This window comes from Anthropogastromicrobium sp. (assembly GCF_037349415.1).
In the GTDB taxonomy this organism is placed as follows: Bacteria; Bacillota; Clostridia; order Lachnospirales; family Lachnospiraceae; genus Anthropogastromicrobium; species Anthropogastromicrobium aceti.
In genome coordinates, this window is sequence record NZ_JAXWCK010000057.1 from 64190 (window position 1) to 80650 (window position 16461).

Sequence of the window (16461 nt, forward strand, 5' to 3'; positions counted from 1 at the left end):
AAAAATAGTAGAAAAAAACTCTTAAAAAAGAGGAGAAAACTCTATGGTGACAGGAACAATGGCTCTTTTATTGTCCCTGATGGCTCATTGCAAGTGATAAAAATAGGGCGCACCCTTTCGGATGCGCCCTGCATAACAATATTTATTCAATTGTAATGTGCTTCTTCTCTTCTACAACTGGCTTTGCTTCTTTCTTCGGAACAAACAGTGTCAGCATACCATGCTGGAACTGTGCCTTGATATCCTCTTCGGTGATATCCTTGCCAACATAAAAGCTTCTCTGGCATGATCCTGCATAACGCTCTCTTCTTAAATACTTGCCAGTCTTCTTATCCTGCTCGTCCTCGTCAAGACCTTTCTCAGCACTGACTACCAGATAACCATCCTTTAACTCTGCATGTACTTCATCTTTCTTGAAGCCTGGAAGATCAATCTCTAACTGATAGCCGTCATCATATTCCTGAATATCAGTCTTCATCAGGTTTGCTGCGTTGTGACCATACAGCTTTCTCTCTGTCTTCTTGTCATTAACATATGGAAAATCAAAGAAATCATCAAATACACTATTTGCAAAAATGCTCGGTACTAACATAATCAAAATCTCCTTTCAGTGCTCCAAACTGGATTTTATACTTTAACATCTGCAGCGCCAGCTGCAATCTATTTTGACACTCCGGACACTGCCGATGTGGTATTTATTTTAGCAGCTTTCGCTGCAGAACTAAGGTTTTTAAGAGGCTTCCTTGTTGTTCCCCTTCCTTTGTTCTATGTGTACTATAGCACTTATTATTAGCACTGTCAAGAGGTGAGTGCTAATTTTTTGTGAAGATTTTGTGAACAATTGGATTGGAGCCACTAGGGACATACGGTAGCTCATTTACTGCATTCAATAATTATCTTTTCACACCTATCATATCCCAGTTGAGAGCTGTTCAAACATAACGTATAGTTACTGGCTTTTCCCCATTTCTGATCAGTATAGAAACTATAATTTGTCCCACGTCTTTTATCGATATCTGCCATCATCTTAACAGCCTCCTGCTCATTTACCTTATGTGATACTCCCACGCGCGCTCTTGCGAACGAGTGGGGCTTCTTGAGACATGGTAGAACGCCTCAAAGGGCCATCACAAGCCCTCTACACCCTGTTACGAGCTTACCTTTAAGCCGTCTTTTTTGCGGCTGTTTGTTTTGATTCTTCGATATATTTGGTCTTGTCTTTCGCACTGCTTACTTTGAACAGTGCGAAGTATACAAGCTTCTGTTCCTGCCTGCGATGATGCAGCCATCTGTTCATACCACGTTTTCTTTGTGGTCTGGCGTGTTTTTTCTTGTGTTTCGCATGGCAGAGTGCTTCTCTGGTAACTCGAATAACCGTTTTATTCGTGTAGGAGAAGTCACTGACAGTATCAAATGCATTCGGATACACCTTGCGAATGATATTTCCTGCGCCGTTGACATCCGCATTCAGAATCGTACCTTCCTTTGATTCGTACTGTCCACGGGAGATTCGTTTCCCTGAAAAATGATATTCCAGACGATCCCCTTCTTTGTAGACAGGAATCGGATCTTTGTCGATCAGACTTGCCTTGGACGTATATGATTCCTCTGTTTCAATGACCGGGATACCCGCCTTTGCTGCAACACAGGTCAGTATCCAGAAAAATCTTGTGTATGGAATACTGACAAAGTGCTGATTGTTGTTGGCACCAAGGTTGATTTTCTGCTTCTGGTCTTTGTTGTGTCCGCAGACGATGACCTCTACTTTGTTTTTCAGGCAGAAATCCACGATATAGTGAGCTGCCTTATAGAAAAAGTCGTCGATCTGGCAGGCTCTTTTCTTTGAAATACGGTTCAGTCTGGCAGAGTTTTTCACGGATTTCGTGGAATCCATCCCTTTTGTCAGTTCTGACATCAAAGTTGCACGTCTGCGGTTAAAGTTCTGATTGATGGATTTTAACCAGTGTCCGTCAATGATGAACGGAGTTGCCGAGAAGTTTGTCAGCGCGGTCAGAAAGTTGTCAAGCCCTGGATCAAGTCCGAGAATCCTTGTGGGATTTGTCGGTGCTTCCGGCATTTTGACGGCATCCTGAAATGTCACATATACCATATATCCGCCGTAGCAGGGCTTGACTTCCGTTCTGACATAAGAACCTTCCGGCTTTCCAACACAAAGCGGCACCAGGCAGCGTGGAAATGTGATGTGCATTTTTCCTTTGATATCAGACCGCTTTGCAACCTGATTGGTAAAGGTAACGGTCGTATAAGGTGTCCTGATATATCCCAGCTGCTTTGGCTGTGCCTTAAATTTTCCGGGATTTTGACGATATGATGCCAACAGTTCAAAGTGTGATTTCCAGTCTTTGAGGACTTTTCGAAGTACCTGCTGGTTTGCCTGTGACGGCATCGCATAGTAGTCAGGATTCTTTGTATTCTTCATCACCGCATCCAATGTCTCATATGTGAGCATCCAGTGATCGGACGTTGGCATGATCGGATGGTTTTTCTGTTTGTTTTCTATTCGCTTCTGGATCTTTGTGCGGGCTGGGTCGCTTGCAGGCAGACTCTGCAGCTGCTTCGTGAGTCGGTCAACATCTTTCTGAAGCTTTTCATTTGCCATCTCAATGCCGATACGTACAGTCTCTATGACCTCGTTCTCGTTGGCAGTGCGTTTATCCGGGTCTTTCTTTAACCCGGTACGCAGGTTGCGAATGATAAAGTTTGCTGAATTTCGCAGTTTTTTTGCAAGGTGAGTCTGGCACTCGAAATAAGATGCCAGCTTTGGCATCCTGTTCTGATCCACAAAAATTGATATGGTATGCATAAAAGGCCCTCCTTTTCAAAAACGTGAGAATGTAGTTGACTACACTTATATTATACGATAAAATATAGGTAAAATCAAGCAATATATGAAATTCTTGAATTGTTTTATTTCAAAACGAGAGAGGTACTATTATGAGAACAAATAAGAATGGTGTTAACAAAGACCAAAAGGATAAGGTCAAGAAAGACGGGTACAACAGGGGACAGCATTGTGTTTACTGTCTTACCTATCATATGATTTTCGTCACACATTACCGAAAGCCTGTGATTAACGACGAAATGAGTGCTGCCATGAAAGATTTTTCGAATCATATGGCAGAGCAGTTCCGTGGAAAAGTTTTATCCGCAGAGACAGACAGAGATCATATCCACCTGCTGGTATCACTGCCACCGAATACCAACATATCCGTCTTTGTAAGAAGCATCAAGACTCAGTTATCCAGAGAGATGCGCAAGCGTTTTCCGGAACAGATTAAACAGTATATCTGTGGGGACGATACCTCATTCTGGAGCCGCAGCTACTTTATCGCAACTACCGGAAGTGTTTCTCTTGAAACAGTAAAGCAATACATCGAATCACAGCGTTCTGAAGAACATCAGGCCAAGAAAAACCAACAATTCCAGAAGAAAACCCTGTTGGAATGATGGTTGCGTTGTTTGTAATTGGCGCATTCATCCCTCGGACGTTCTTGCAAACGGCCGGGGTTTTCTGCGCTGAATCATTATAATAAGCAATTCCGAGTTCTTTTGCGACTTTTCCCCAATAAAACGTCCACCACTTCCAAATTCTCTGCTAATAGTAATGATTCTTTTTGCCATTCCAATTCCTCCTTAACTTAAAGCATCAACCTTATTTTTTCTAATTCTTTTCAAAAATACATATCCCACCAGACACGAGATCACTTCTGTAATCGGAAATGCCCACCAGATCAGTGAAACTCCTATCTGTCCATTTCTGACAAACACAGAAAAAATTCCAGCCAATGGCAAGATGAGAACAAGCTGTCTCAAAAGAGAAATAACAAGTGATTCAACGCCACCGTCCATTGCCTGATAAATTCCCTGATAGGCAACATTAATTCCAGCAAACAAAAAGCTGATAGAAATTACTCTCATTGCACCGATAAAATATACTCTTGACTGCCCTGCATTAAACAGCGCTGCAAACGCTCCTGGAAAAATCTCTGTGATTGCAATTCCAATAATCATTAATACAACAGTATAGATAAGACCATATTTGATTCCATCCTCTATTCTCTTTTTGCTTCGCATTCCATAAGCAAATGCAATGATTGGGGTAATCGCATCTCGAAGACCAAAAGCAAGGAATAAAACAAACTGTTGTACTTTATAGAACAATCCATATGCGGTCTGTGCAGATGAATTAAATTTTAAAATCAAATTCATTACATAAACCATAATGGACATCAATGCCTGAGCAATAATTGCTGGAAGTCCAATTGCATAGATTTCTTTTATAACACTAACATCTGGTTTCATGTATTTCGCACCATGCTCAAATTCTTTATTCAGTTTCATATGAAAGATGAGAAGCAATACTGCTGATGCCACCTGACCAATTACAGTTGCGTAGGCCGCTCCTCTAACTCCCATTTCTGGACAAGGTCCGAGACCATAAATCATAATGGGATCAAGGATGATATTCACAACGGCGCCAACTACCTGACCTATTGTTGAATAGAGTGACCGACCTGTTGCCTGAAGTAATTTTTCAAATAAAGAAAAGAAGATTATTCCAAAAGAAATCACACAACATATTCTAAGATAACTAGTTCCCATCTCAAGTACTTCTGCGTCTACTGTCTGAGACGAAATATATGCTTTTACCCCAAATATACCAAATAATAAACAAACCACATAAATAATTACACCAAGAAATAAACTGTTTCCTGCTACTCTTGCTGCTTTTTTTCTGTTTCCCTGTCCAAGTGTCATCGCAAGAAGTGCATTCGTTCCTACACCTGTTCCAATTCCAACCGCAACCATAAGCATCTGAACAGGAAATACAAGTGTCAGAGCATTTAATGCTGCTTCGCTGCCAACTTTCATGTTTCCTACAAAAGCACTGTCTACAATATTGTAGACTGCCTGTAATGCCATGGATAAAATCATTGGAATTCCCATCTGAATCATCAGCTTATTCACCGGCATATCCTTCATTTTGTTGCTTTCTGCCATTTTGTTTTAGCTCCTCTCTTTTCTGCACAAAAAAAGTGCGCGTCCTGTCTTATAAGTTGGACTTACGCTGACAAGCTACGCACTCTTTCATAACATCTTTTTTTAGCAAAATAAAAACGAGCAGCATGTAAACTGGATTTACGCTTACTCGCTACTCGTTTGCCGTAATTATATTTCCTGCTTTTCAAAAAGTCAAGCGAAATTTTTCTTGCATTGAGAGCAGGCACTGTAACTTATTACTATTTTCATAGTACATTGAACAATTTTGTTATCTTGTTTTTTTCCCTCAGAAATGATATGATACTCGAATATAGAGGAATACAATATTCTTATGATACCAGGGTCAAAAGCTCTCAAAGCCATTCGTGCTTGCACTAAAGGCTTTGAGCTTGGGACCCGCAAAAACATGAGGATGCAGCGATTTTCAAAGAAAATCAGCGAATCCGAATGTTTTTAGAATTGCGAAAGTTGCATAGCAACGGAGCAATTCGTGGGTATCAGTTGGGGGCAAAATACCTTTTGACCCCAACATCATTCTTATAAGAGAAAGGGATAATGATATGAAAATCAAACCAGATCAAAATGCAGTTACTATGGTTCAGGAACTGTCTGATGCAAAGGCACCGTCCGGATTTGAGGATGAAGCTGTTGCTGTCGCAAAAAAATATGGTGCAGAATTTGCCGATGTTGAGGAGGATTGCCTACGCAATCTCTATCTGCGTTCCAAGAATAATACAGGTAATAAGCCTGTTTTTATGCTTGATGCCCACAGTGATGAAGTTGGACTGATGGTTCATTCAATTAAGCCAAATGGAACACTTCGTTTTGTCTCCCTCGGTGGCTGGAGCGATAATTCTCTCCCGGCATCAAAGGTTCTTGTACGCAACAAATATGGCAAATTTATTCCTGGTGTAATTGCAGCTAAACCACCTCATTTCATGACACCTGCTGAGCGTCAGAATGCTGGTTCCACATCGATTCAGTCTCTTGTAATTGATATCGGTGCAACAAGCAAGGAAGATGCTGTTGAAAACTTTGGTATCCGCATTGGTGAGCCTATTATTTCTGACGTACATTTCTCCTATGACGAGGAACATGATGTCATGATTGGAAAAGGCTTTGACTGTCGAATTGGCTGTGCTGCCCTTCTTGAGACTATGCGCCGTCTCTCAGATGAGAACTTAAATGTTGATTTGGTAGGTGTGTTATCTACACAAGAGGAGCTTGGCGAGCGTGGTGTTAAGGTTGCAGTCGGAAAGGTTGCTCCTCAGATTGCGCTTTGTTTCGAGGGCTGCCCTGCTGATGATACCTTTACTGAGCCGTATGCCATTCAGACAGCTCTGAAAAAGGGTCCAATGCTTCGCTTTATGGACAAATCAATTGTATGCTCCCCAAGATATCAGCGCTACGTATTAGATCTTGCTGAAGAAAAGGGACTTGCTGTACAGTCTTCTGTCCGTGAAGGCGGCGGAAACAATGGTGCAATCATTAACACTTCTCTTGATGGCATCCCGGTAATCGTTGTTGGTGTTCCTGTTCGTTACATCCATTCTCATTATGGAATCACTTCCTACTATGATTTCGAAGCTACAGTACAGCTTGCAACCGAAGTTGTTCGTTCTATGACAGAGGAAATCATCCGTTCCTTCTGATCAAATTTTTAACTTGCATAAAGCTAATGGGGCCGGCTCTTAAACCGACCCCACTAGCTTATTTTTTGTCAAGAAATTCTGCCGTTTTCCATTTCGTACACTACGTCTGCCACATATATCTGTCTCAATATTTATTGTTTTTTATTCCAGATAAGCACCTTTCATTGGGCTTACTGCATGACGAGTGAAAAGTCCCATAACGCCCTTATTGTACTTTGGTGTTCTCGGCTTCCAGTTTTTGCGGCGCTCCTTTAAAATCTCATCAATTTCCTCTGGTGTCTTATGAACACCATTTACTCCGATGATATTAAGCTTTCTCTCTTTCACGTCGATCTCAATCAAATCGCCCTCTTCTACAAGCGCAATTGGGCCGCCGTCTACTGCCTCGGGGCTGCAATGTCCAATAACTGGTCCTGTGGATGCACCTGAAAAACGTCCGTCTGTGATCAGTGCAATACTCTTTCCAAGCTCCTTATCACTGCTTATTGCCTCTGAGGTATAAAACATCTCCGGCATTCCGCTTCCCTTCGGACCCTCATAGCGAATAAAGACTGCATCACCCTTTTGTACCTTATGCTTTAATACAGCATCCAGACACTCTTCCTCGCTGTCAAACGGTCTTGCGCGAAGCACTGCTTTAAACATCTCCTTAGGGCAGGCAGTATGTTTGATAACTGCGCCTTCCGGTGCCAGATTTCCACGCAGAATTGCGATGCTTCCATCTGTACCAATTGCCTTATCGTATGGACGAATAATATCTTCTCTTGTCAGATGAAGCTGATAGCGCTTATTGAACTCATCAAGCCAATGATTACACTTTTCATAAAATCCATTTGCACGCAGCTCATCAAGATTTTCACCAAGTGTCTTTCCAGTTACTGTCATAACGTTCAGATGAAGATGTTCCTTGATCTCTTCCATGATGGCCGGAACACCGCCTGCATAATAGAAGCACTCAGCTGGCCAGCGTCCTGCCGGGCGCACATCTAACAAATAGCGTGCACTTCTGTGGAGACGGTCAAAAGTATCACCTGTGATCTCAATACCAAATTCGTGTGCAATTGCAGGCAGATGCAGTAAGCAGTTTGTGCTTCCTGAAATTGCTGCATGCACTAAAATTGCATTCTCAAAGCTCTCCATAGTAACAATATCAGATGGACGCATATTCTCCATTGTGGCAAGACGAACTGACTGTCTTCCTGCTTCACGCGCAAATGCAAGCAAATCTGGGCTTGTCGCTGGCATCAGTGCACTTCCCGGCAAAGCCAGACCAAGTGCCTCTGCCATGATCTGCATAGTGGATGCTGTTCCGATAAATGAGCAGGCACCGCAACTTGGACAAGCATTGCACTTTGCCCAGTCAAGCTTCTCCTCGCCTATCTCTCCGCGCTCAAACTTTGCGCTGTACATTCCAAGCTGCTCTAATGTAAGCATTTCAGGACCGGCATTCATAGTTCCGCCCGGAACAAATACAGCCGGAATATTTACTCTTGCCATACCGATCAAATTTCCCGGAACACCCTTATCACAGCTAGACAGATATACACCTGCATCAAATGGTGTAGCATTTGCGTGAATCTCAATCATATTTGCAATCATCTCACGGCTTGCAAGACTGTAGTTGATACCGTCTGTTCCCTGGCTCTCGCCATCACAGATATCTGTACAGAAATAGCGTGCACCAAAGCCGCCTTCTTCTTCGATTCCTTTTCGCACTTCCTCCACCAGAATATTTAAATGACCGCTTCCTGGATGGCTGTCTCCATATGTGCTCTCAATCATGACCTGTACCTTGTCCAGATCTTCCTTCTTCCAACCAGTTCCAATACGCAGCGGATCCAGCTCCGGTGCCAGCTTTCTCATTTTCTGACTTGTTAATTCCATGTCTTTTTCCTCCATATTTTCAATTACTCAGTCATTGAATGGCCGAAGATTCCAACACCTGTTTTCTAAAATTGATCAGGCAACAATCGAAATTATCATACTTACAATCAATGCACTAATACCAATCAACGTCTCCATCACAGTCCATGATTTCAATGTTGTTTTCTCATCAATGTGCAAAAATGTTCCTACCAGCCAGAAACCAGCATCATTTACATGGCTTAGCGCTGTCGCGCCGCCGCAGATTGCGCAGCACATCGCTGCACGATACAGCATGCTTGTTTCCATCACAGCCGGCATTGATGCCATAATACCTGATGCCATTGTCATAGCAACGATTGAACTACCAACAGATGCGCGCACAAGAAGTGCAATTAAAAATGCAATAAGAATCAATGGCATTGAGCTGCTCTCCAAAATCGGTCCAATGATATTGCCAAGACCAGAATCCTGAAGCATCCATCGAATTACACCACCACTGGCAATAACAAGTAAAATCATACCTGTAGGCTTTAAAGACTTATCAAAAATTGCCTTGATCTGTGCTCCTGTAAAGCCTCTTCTTATTCCCAGAAAATACATCGCTGCAAGTGTAGCAATTGTCAGTGCAAAAAATGGTTTTCCAACAAATCCAAGTATATCTGCAATTAACTGAGGAATAGCTACATATTTGGATATTGTTCCAAGAAGAATCAGTACTAATGGAATCAATACTACGCTCAAAACAAGACCAAATGGCGGAAGCTCTTTCTCACTGTGTACATTTTCATTTCCATCTTCTGGAAGGGCTGCAAAAATTTTATTTCCTATAAAGCCGCCCCATATGATACCTGCAATCAACATGCTGATAATGGCAATCGGAACACCAACCATAATCATCATTCCAAGATTGACATCAAGCGCATTTGCTGTCAGAACTGATCCTGCTGACGGCGGTACAAATGCATATCCACTTGCGAGGCCTGCCAACAATGGAATCGCATAATATAAGGTAGATTTCTTTGTTGTTCTTACTACGCTAAACACAAGCGGAATTAAAACAACAACACCTGCCTCAAAAAAGACTGTTGTTCCAATCACCAAACCGGTAATGCCCAGTGCCCAGCCTGCCTTTTTTTGTCCAAATTTATCAATCAGTGTCTCTGCAATTTTCTGTGCACCGCCGCTTGCCTCAAGAATACCGCCAAACATGGAGCCCAAACCAACAAGCAGTGCGATTCCCTGCAGCGTTTTTCCTACTCCTTTTTCTACGGTTTCCGAGATCATAGACAGCGGCATCCCTGCCCCTACTCCGATTATTACAGCTGAAAGCATCATCGAAATTATCGGATGGAGCTTGAAACGAATAATCAAAATCAGCAGTACGGCAATTCCCACAACTGCCGCAGCAATCAATCTTACAGGATCTGCCGCAAAAACCATCTCTTCCATTTTCTTTCTCCTTTCAATTCATCAGATGCTTTTTTCTTGGCAGCAATACATCTGACCTTTTATTGTCATTTCATACCGCATTGCCCTTTTTATTCCGTTTTTATTCTTAATTCATCTGATGTTTTTATATTACACGTTTTTATTTTAAAAGGCAATACCGTAATATTGCTTAAATTATCAATTGTTTTTTGTGCACTTTTCCTTTTCAACAACTCATATTGACTTTTTCATTCAAAAAAGATATGATGTTAATAACATTTTGCTTACGAAAAGGAGCTTAAATCATATGATGAATTTAAAAGAAGAAAAAAATCTTCCCTCCAAAATCTCAGAGGATATTATTGCGCTGATTCTGGAAGAGAAATTGCAGCCAGGCGACCGTCTTCCTAATGAATCTATTCTCTGTGACCGATTGAATGCCGGACGCAGTTCCATACGAGAAGCTATGAAGCTTCTGGCCTCCCGCAATATTGTCACCATTCGTCAGGGATCAGGAACATATGTCGCTTCCACACCAGGAATGGTCGAAGATCCGCTTGGTTTTACCTTTATTGTTGATAAAAAAAAGCTCGTTCAAGACTTATTAGAGGTACGTATTCTTCTTGAACCATCTATCGCGTCCATGGCTGCTGTCCATGCAGATGATGAGGACATAAAAAAAATCACCGCATTATGCGATGAAGTTGAAAACTTGCTCAATGAAAAAAAGGATCATACGCAAAAGGATATTGAATTTCATAATGCCATAGCTATGAGCAGCAAAAACGTTGTAATTCCACGTTTAATTCCAGTAATCAACAGCTCTATTCCACTGTTTGTTGAATCAACCGGAAACCGTCTCCATGCAGAAACAATTGAAACTCACCGTGAAATTGCAGATGCTATTGCGTGCCATGATCCGATTCGCGCCCAGGACGCTATGTATCTTCATTTAATTTACAATCGCAAGCTGATTCATAATCTTTTTAAATCGTAAAATAAAAAAACGACAAGCTGCACGTTATTCCATGCAATTTGTCGTTTTTATTTTAAAATTTTGGTTTCCACTTTCCTCGCGCAAAGTATACAGCAAAGAGTACAAATAATAAAACATTATGTGCTATCATACATGCCCATGCAGCAATAAGTCCCATGCCAAGAAGCTGCGTACATATGAAAGTTCCTATAATACGAACACCCCACATGCCAATTACACTAAAGATAAATGGTGCAACTGTTTTTCCAACTCCCTGCATCATACCTTCAAGTACGATCGGGATACCATAGAAAGGTTCTGATATTGCGACCATGCGAAGTACTGTAGAACCTAGCCTAATTACCTCTGCGTCACGTGAGAACAATGTCATAAGCTGCGGTGCAAATGCAAACAAGAGGGCACCGCACACAGTCATCAGTCCAGTTTCAAGCGGAATAATGGCGCGCTCTAAATCGCGAAGCTTTTTCCAATCTTTTGCACCAAGCGCATTACCAGCTAGTGTAGCCGCTGCCGTCTGCATACCCCATCCTGGAATATAAAATCCAGACTCTACTGTATTTGCGATTGTGTGTGCTGCCGCAGATGTCTCGCCAAGAGAATTGATCATGGAAGCAAATACAACGTATCCAAGCGATGTTGCAAAACGCTGGCACATATTTGGAAATGCTACTCTAACACACGGAATAAGAATTGTCTTATCTGGCTTAAAGCTCTGTCCCTTCGGTGAAATATCAGCATGTTTCCACAATTTTACAGTAATGGCAATTCCTCCATATGTATACGCAATCGCACTTGCAAGAGCTGCACCTTCAATTCCAAAACCTGCACCTGGCAGCGTAATAGAAATACCTGCAATCACTGCCACACGTGTCGGGTAAATGAACAGGAAATTGAGCACGGTATTAATAATATTCATCACAACACCAACTCTCATCGGCGTTTTTGTATCTCCTACTGATCTCAATACCGTACCAAAAATAATATTCGCTGTTCTAAACAGCATCGGTGCATACAATATAAGAAAATAACGAGCTGCCATATCGCGGATACCTTCATCTACCTGCATCCAAACTGGCACCTGCTTGTTGATTGCTGCAATCACGATAGTAAAACTGATTCCTACCGCAAGCACTACCAGAACAGCCTGTCCTGACGCCCTTTTTGCGCGTTCCCGATTTCCAGCACCAAATGACTGCGATATAAACGCAAGCAATCCTACACCAATCGCTGATACTGTACTTCCTATCAGCCAGTTTACAGTGCTGGTTGATCCGACTGCCGCAGTTGCCTGTGTGCCAAGTGAACCAACCATTGCAGTATCAATATACTGCACTGCTGTCTGCAGAAACTGCTCCAGCATAGTTGGCCATGCCAAAGCGAAGATCACTGGCAGCATTTTGTTCTTTCGAATGTTCCACTTCTCCATCTTTTTTCTCCCTGTATTTCATTTTCGCTCAATTGCCAAAGCGCATGTTTTTTTATTATAGCATACTTTCAAAATAAAACAAGCATAGCACTAAAAGAATGGTTTCGTGGACAGACCAGTTGTCAGCGATTTACGAACATATCAAGCTCACTTCTGCTTGAAATATGAAGCTTTGAAAAAATATTTTCCAAATATGACTTTACTGTATTTAAGGAGATTCCAAGATTTTTTGCAATCTCCTTATTTGAACGCCCTTTTGAGGCAAGCATGGCGATGGAAAACTCATATGGTGTAAGTGCATCTGTAACCTGAAGTGTAGATACTGGATTGTGGATTTTCATCCATCCTCTGCTGAATGTATATACAGATTCGATGATCTCATTATATTCATCTGGATACTGTTCACGCAGCGACCGCTCGATCTGCCCTTGAAGTAAGCCATGATGCTCAATAAATGGATGTATGTAATGCTCAGGAAGTGCAATGTTCCACGCCCTCATAAACGCTGCATCTGCATGTTCATCATCTTTTAAATTCATACAAATCATGCAAAGGACAAGATTTAAGTAAATACTTGCAATTGGAAAATTATTTCCTGCCATCATAAGTGCAGCCTCTGCCATGCCCATTGCGCGCTGATATTCACGTCTAAGATAAAGCTCATGCGCTGCGGCATAGATCACATAATATTGGATTCCAGCCTGACACAAACTAATTTTATCACGCAGCACACTTAAATCTGCTGATTCTGAATGGAAAAAGACACTTACAAAACCTTCTGTGACAAGCGTATAGAGCTTCGCTGAAGGATCTGATGTCTTTTTATTTTCTAAGGAAATGGCTTTAAAATCAGCTAAAACCGCTGCTGGATCTCCTTCCTGAACAGTTGCCATGGCATGCACTAAACGCGCCGCTAGACGTATCTGCACGCTTTCGCTATTGAAGCATTGCTCGCTCACTGTGCAGCATTCTTTCTCTTCGTTGCGAAAATAATGCCAAAGCGCCCTTGTTATCTGTCGCTCTTCCTCATCTGCAAGTGAATGCTCAAACTCATGAAAGCTTCCCGGACATGGACTTGCAATCAATGGCATATAGCATTTATTTACATTTCGCTTCCTTTTTGTGCTTTTCTTCGTATCAGCTTTTTTTCTGGTATCTAAAGGACTCTTTGCTGTGTATGGAATAAGCCATTCACTTTTTTTGCGGACAGCTCCCTCAATTCGTCCTGTATTCAAATAATAATTGACCATTCTAATGGACATTCCCCATTTTTCAGATGTTTCTCTCACTGTCAAATATTCCATGATTTATTCCTTCTTTTATTGTCAATTCCATTAATGTTGCTATTGACAGTTTACCATAGCAAACTGGTCTTTAGAACAAAAACAACGCGATTCAGGTGTTTTATGATGGAAACCTAGAAAGCGACCTCTTTGCCTAACCCTTTAATTCCTCTACTTTGCATCTATGTTTTTTGGTTCCCTTATCGTAACCAATCCCAACAGCCAAAATTCGCCCTGTGTGATGAATTTTGGCTGCCATTTTTTCCTTTAGGCGAAGTGCATACTCTTTTTCTTTAATCTGTGCAATTGCTTCATCCGGCGTATGATCAACCTTCAGCTCCAAGATAATGGCATCGTCTGATTCTCGAATCGGATAAAAGATAAAATCTACATAACCTTTTCCCGCTTTGTCCTCTCTTTCCACACGATATTGATCTCGTGCTGATAAATAAACCAGATTCACAATCGCTGATAATTCAATTTCGTGATTATAAGATAGTAATGGTGTTTCCGTATTATGTGCATACTCCAAAATTTGTTCCATTACCTGCGTATCCCCATGCAATGTTGCCTCTAACATACGCTTTGATTCTCTTGCCAAGCGATACATATAGCCAAGTGATGGCTCTTTTTGCAGCATTTCATCAAAACGCTCCATCAACTCTCTGTTAGGGATTCGTACTTTTCCTTCTTCGCTGCTCAAAAAACCATACACAACCATCGCAGAAAAAATTTCTTCTCTTGTTGTCAATTCCATTGATGTTGCCGCATATTCCTGCACTTTCGCCTCTACCGATTCTCCTGATACCATTAACGCCAAATCGTTTCTCACACCTGCAACATTTTTTTCTATATAATAATAAATCTCATCATATGGACCTGAACTCGTCCAATAGTTTCCCAAATTATTATTTGTGAGCGCCATCACAACGGATCTTGGGTTATATATGCGTTCTCCGCCTTTTGCGTGATACCCGTCATACCATTCTTTAAGCCCGCTTCTTGAAAGCAAAGGCTTTCCTGTATTTTTCAAAAAGCGCGCATAAAGCATGTCAACTTCTGTCTCTGTAAATCCAAATGCGTCACTGAATTTTTCCTCACTGACCATTGTATACTCTGCAAACATATTCAATTCTGAACCACTTGAATACTTTGCAATAGGCAAGATTCCTGTCATATAAGAAAGTAATACATATGCCTTATCTTTAAGTAAACTGCTCAAGAAACTGATATATTTTTTCTTGTCTTCATCTGTGATAAAGTCCTTATGGAAAATACAGTCCCACTCATCAAATACAAAAATAAAGCGCTGACATCCATATCTTTCATAAACAAGGTCGAGACTATCCCAAACTGCATCCTCCTCTTGAATGTCAGCCTTTGGATATGCCTCCATTAAATCCTGTATCAATATTCGCTCAATCCGCTCAATATATTTATCATACGAATTGCAATTTCTTGGCATCCGACTAAAATCAATCCGAATCACATCATGCGTATTTAAATGCTTTTTATAGCCTGTACTCTCAGCTATTTTTAGCTTAGAAAAAATTTCTGTTGAGTCTACTCCACGACTAAAAAATGCACTGACCATGTTTGCCATCACAGTTTTTCCAAAACGTCTTGGTCTTGTGATACAAATATGCGAATTTCCTGTTTCTGCTGGCAAAAATAATTCTTCCAGCATCAAACTTTTATCTACAAAATATGGCTTTTTGACTTCGCTTTCGTACAAAGAATACGGAGCTGCACTATTCAAAAAAATTCCCATTTTCCGCCTCCTCTGTCTTTTATTTATTTTTGTTATCAGTTTACCATGGCAAGCTGTTCTTTACAAGAAAAACCGGGGATATTTCCCCGGTTTTCTGTTGCAAAGGTTACTGTTCATGGAATACCTATTCCAAAAACTGTAATTACCAAAGTTGCATTACTGCTTTTAAAAGCATCTGAATCATCAGCCAAAATGATATTCTAAAGTTCTTTGCCGCAAAATCAGTTACATTTAAAAATACACTCGTCACAGTTCCTATGAAATCTTTTTCGTTGCCATTATTAGCTGGTTCAATTTGATTTGTCTGATCAGCTTGATTAGTTTGACTTGGCAGCTTTGCAAGCTCCTCCGTATAAGAGTGTCCACACTTCGTACATGTATATATTCTGATTCCTGTGTAAGTTGTGGTCGCTTCTCTTGCTATTTTGCTTTCATAACTATGATCAATAATTTTCGTGCTGCAAGCATCGCAGAGATGATCGTTGTTGCTGTCTTCATGACCTAATGCTGGCAATTCCTTGTAGGTAGTGTAATTGCAACCTTCTCGCTTACAAGTATCATAAGCCTCCCAGCCTATTTCTGTGCAGGTTGCGGCCTTCGCTTCATGATGTTCTAAGTCATGATTCAATGCTGCAATCTCCTTATAAGTGCTGTAGGTACAGCCTTCTCGCTTACATGTATCATAAGCTTCCCATCCGATTTCTGTACAGGTTGCGGCTTTCGCTTCATGATGTTCTAAGTCATGATTCAACTTTGGCAGTTCCACATATGTGGTATAGTTGCAGTGAGAACAGGTATCATATGCCTCCCAACCGATTTCTGTACAGGTCGGTGCTTTCTTTTCTACCTTTTTAAGGTCATGACCACTGGCATTTATCTCTACCGGGTTACTGATTTCATGTGTTCCGGCTTCATCTGAAAACAGCTTCGCACAGTTTTTGCACTTCCAGTATGCCTCATATCCGCTTTCTGTACAGCCGGCCTCTTTCTTTTCTGCCTTTTCTAGCGCATGGCCG

General features: G+C 41.4%; 11 protein-coding genes and 4 pseudogenes. 3 read left to right on the forward strand and 12 right to left on the reverse strand.

What is annotated here, in order from left to right; genetic code table 11:
* Positions 1 to 142: 142 nt before the first annotated feature.
* From WJP93_RS13005 to WJP93_RS13015, 3 genes and pseudogenes are all read right to left on the reverse strand, one after another.
* Positions 143 to 592, reverse strand: coding sequence for an Hsp20/alpha crystallin family protein (locus WJP93_RS13005; RefSeq protein WP_118615835.1), 450 nt, complete (start codon positions 590 to 592; stop codon positions 143 to 145).
* A 281-nt stretch (positions 593 to 873) separates the two neighbouring features.
* Positions 874 to 1089 (reverse strand): annotated as a pseudogene (locus WJP93_RS13010) (cytidylate kinase family protein); the annotation flags it as partial.
* 73 nt (positions 1090 to 1162) lie between these two features.
* A complete protein-coding gene (locus WJP93_RS13015; protein ID WP_337548694.1) occupies positions 1163 to 2824 on the reverse strand; it encodes a transposase in 1662 nt (553 codons plus the stop codon).
* A 131-nt stretch (positions 2825 to 2955) separates the two neighbouring features.
* Here WJP93_RS13015 and tnpA point away from each other — a divergent pair, with 131 nt between their 5' ends.
* Positions 2956 to 3468: an IS200/IS605 family transposase gene (tnpA, locus tag WJP93_RS13020; protein ID WP_337548514.1), complete on the forward strand. Its 513-nt coding sequence runs from the start codon at positions 2956 to 2958 to the stop codon at positions 3466 to 3468.
* Positions 3469 to 3544: 76 nt separating this feature from the next.
* Here tnpA and WJP93_RS13025 read toward each other — a convergent pair.
* Positions 3545 to 3642: pseudogene (locus tag WJP93_RS13025) on the reverse strand (cytidylate kinase family protein); the annotation flags it as partial.
* A gap of 12 nt (positions 3643 to 3654) precedes the next feature.
* Positions 3655 to 5022 (reverse strand): MATE family efflux transporter, encoded by a 1368-nt coding sequence (locus WJP93_RS13030; protein ID WP_337548695.1) that lies wholly within the window; start codon positions 5020 to 5022, stop codon positions 3655 to 3657.
* Positions 5023 to 5582: 560 nt separating this feature from the next.
* Here WJP93_RS13030 and WJP93_RS13035 point away from each other — a divergent pair.
* Entirely contained in the window at positions 5583 to 6674 is a 1092-nt protein-coding gene (locus tag WJP93_RS13035) for a M42 family peptidase (protein WP_337548696.1), read from the forward strand.
* A 141-nt stretch (positions 6675 to 6815) separates the two neighbouring features.
* On the opposite strand, the gene ilvD is transcribed toward WJP93_RS13035, so the two are convergent.
* Together ilvD and WJP93_RS13045 are read right to left on the reverse strand one after the other, a co-directional pair.
* Entirely contained in the window at positions 6816 to 8558 is a 1743-nt protein-coding gene (gene ilvD, locus WJP93_RS13040; protein ID WP_337548697.1) for a dihydroxy-acid dehydratase, read from the reverse strand.
* Between the two features lie 75 nt (positions 8559 to 8633).
* On the reverse strand, positions 8634 to 9989 hold the full coding sequence (locus WJP93_RS13045; RefSeq protein WP_337548698.1) for a gluconate:H+ symporter: 1356 nt from the start codon (positions 9987 to 9989) through the stop codon (positions 8634 to 8636).
* Between the two features lie 286 nt (positions 9990 to 10275).
* On the opposite strand from WJP93_RS13045, the gene WJP93_RS13050 reads away from it, so the two are divergent.
* Positions 10276 to 10965, forward strand: a complete 690-nt coding sequence (locus WJP93_RS13050; protein WP_337548699.1) for a FadR/GntR family transcriptional regulator — start codon at positions 10276 to 10278, stop codon at positions 10963 to 10965.
* A gap of 52 nt (positions 10966 to 11017) precedes the next feature.
* Here the strand turns inward: WJP93_RS13050 and WJP93_RS13055 are convergent, their stop codons facing one another.
* From WJP93_RS13055 to WJP93_RS13075, 5 genes and pseudogenes are all read right to left on the reverse strand, one after another.
* Positions 11018 to 12391, reverse strand: a complete 1374-nt coding sequence (locus WJP93_RS13055) for an MATE family efflux transporter (protein WP_262539092.1) — start codon at positions 12389 to 12391, stop codon at positions 11018 to 11020.
* 122 nt (positions 12392 to 12513) lie between these two features.
* On the reverse strand, positions 12514 to 13482 hold the full coding sequence (locus WJP93_RS13060; RefSeq protein WP_337548703.1) for a helix-turn-helix transcriptional regulator: 969 nt from the start codon (positions 13480 to 13482) through the stop codon (positions 12514 to 12516).
* A gap of 51 nt (positions 13483 to 13533) precedes the next feature.
* Positions 13534 to 13695, reverse strand: a pseudogene (locus WJP93_RS13065) (DNA-binding protein); the annotation flags it as partial.
* 133 nt (positions 13696 to 13828) lie between these two features.
* A complete protein-coding gene (locus WJP93_RS13070) occupies positions 13829 to 15445 on the reverse strand; it encodes an AAA family ATPase (protein ID WP_337548700.1) in 1617 nt (538 codons plus the stop codon).
* Positions 15446 to 15587: 142 nt separating this feature from the next.
* Positions 15588 to 16461, reverse strand: a pseudogene (locus WJP93_RS13075) (hypothetical protein); the annotation flags it as partial.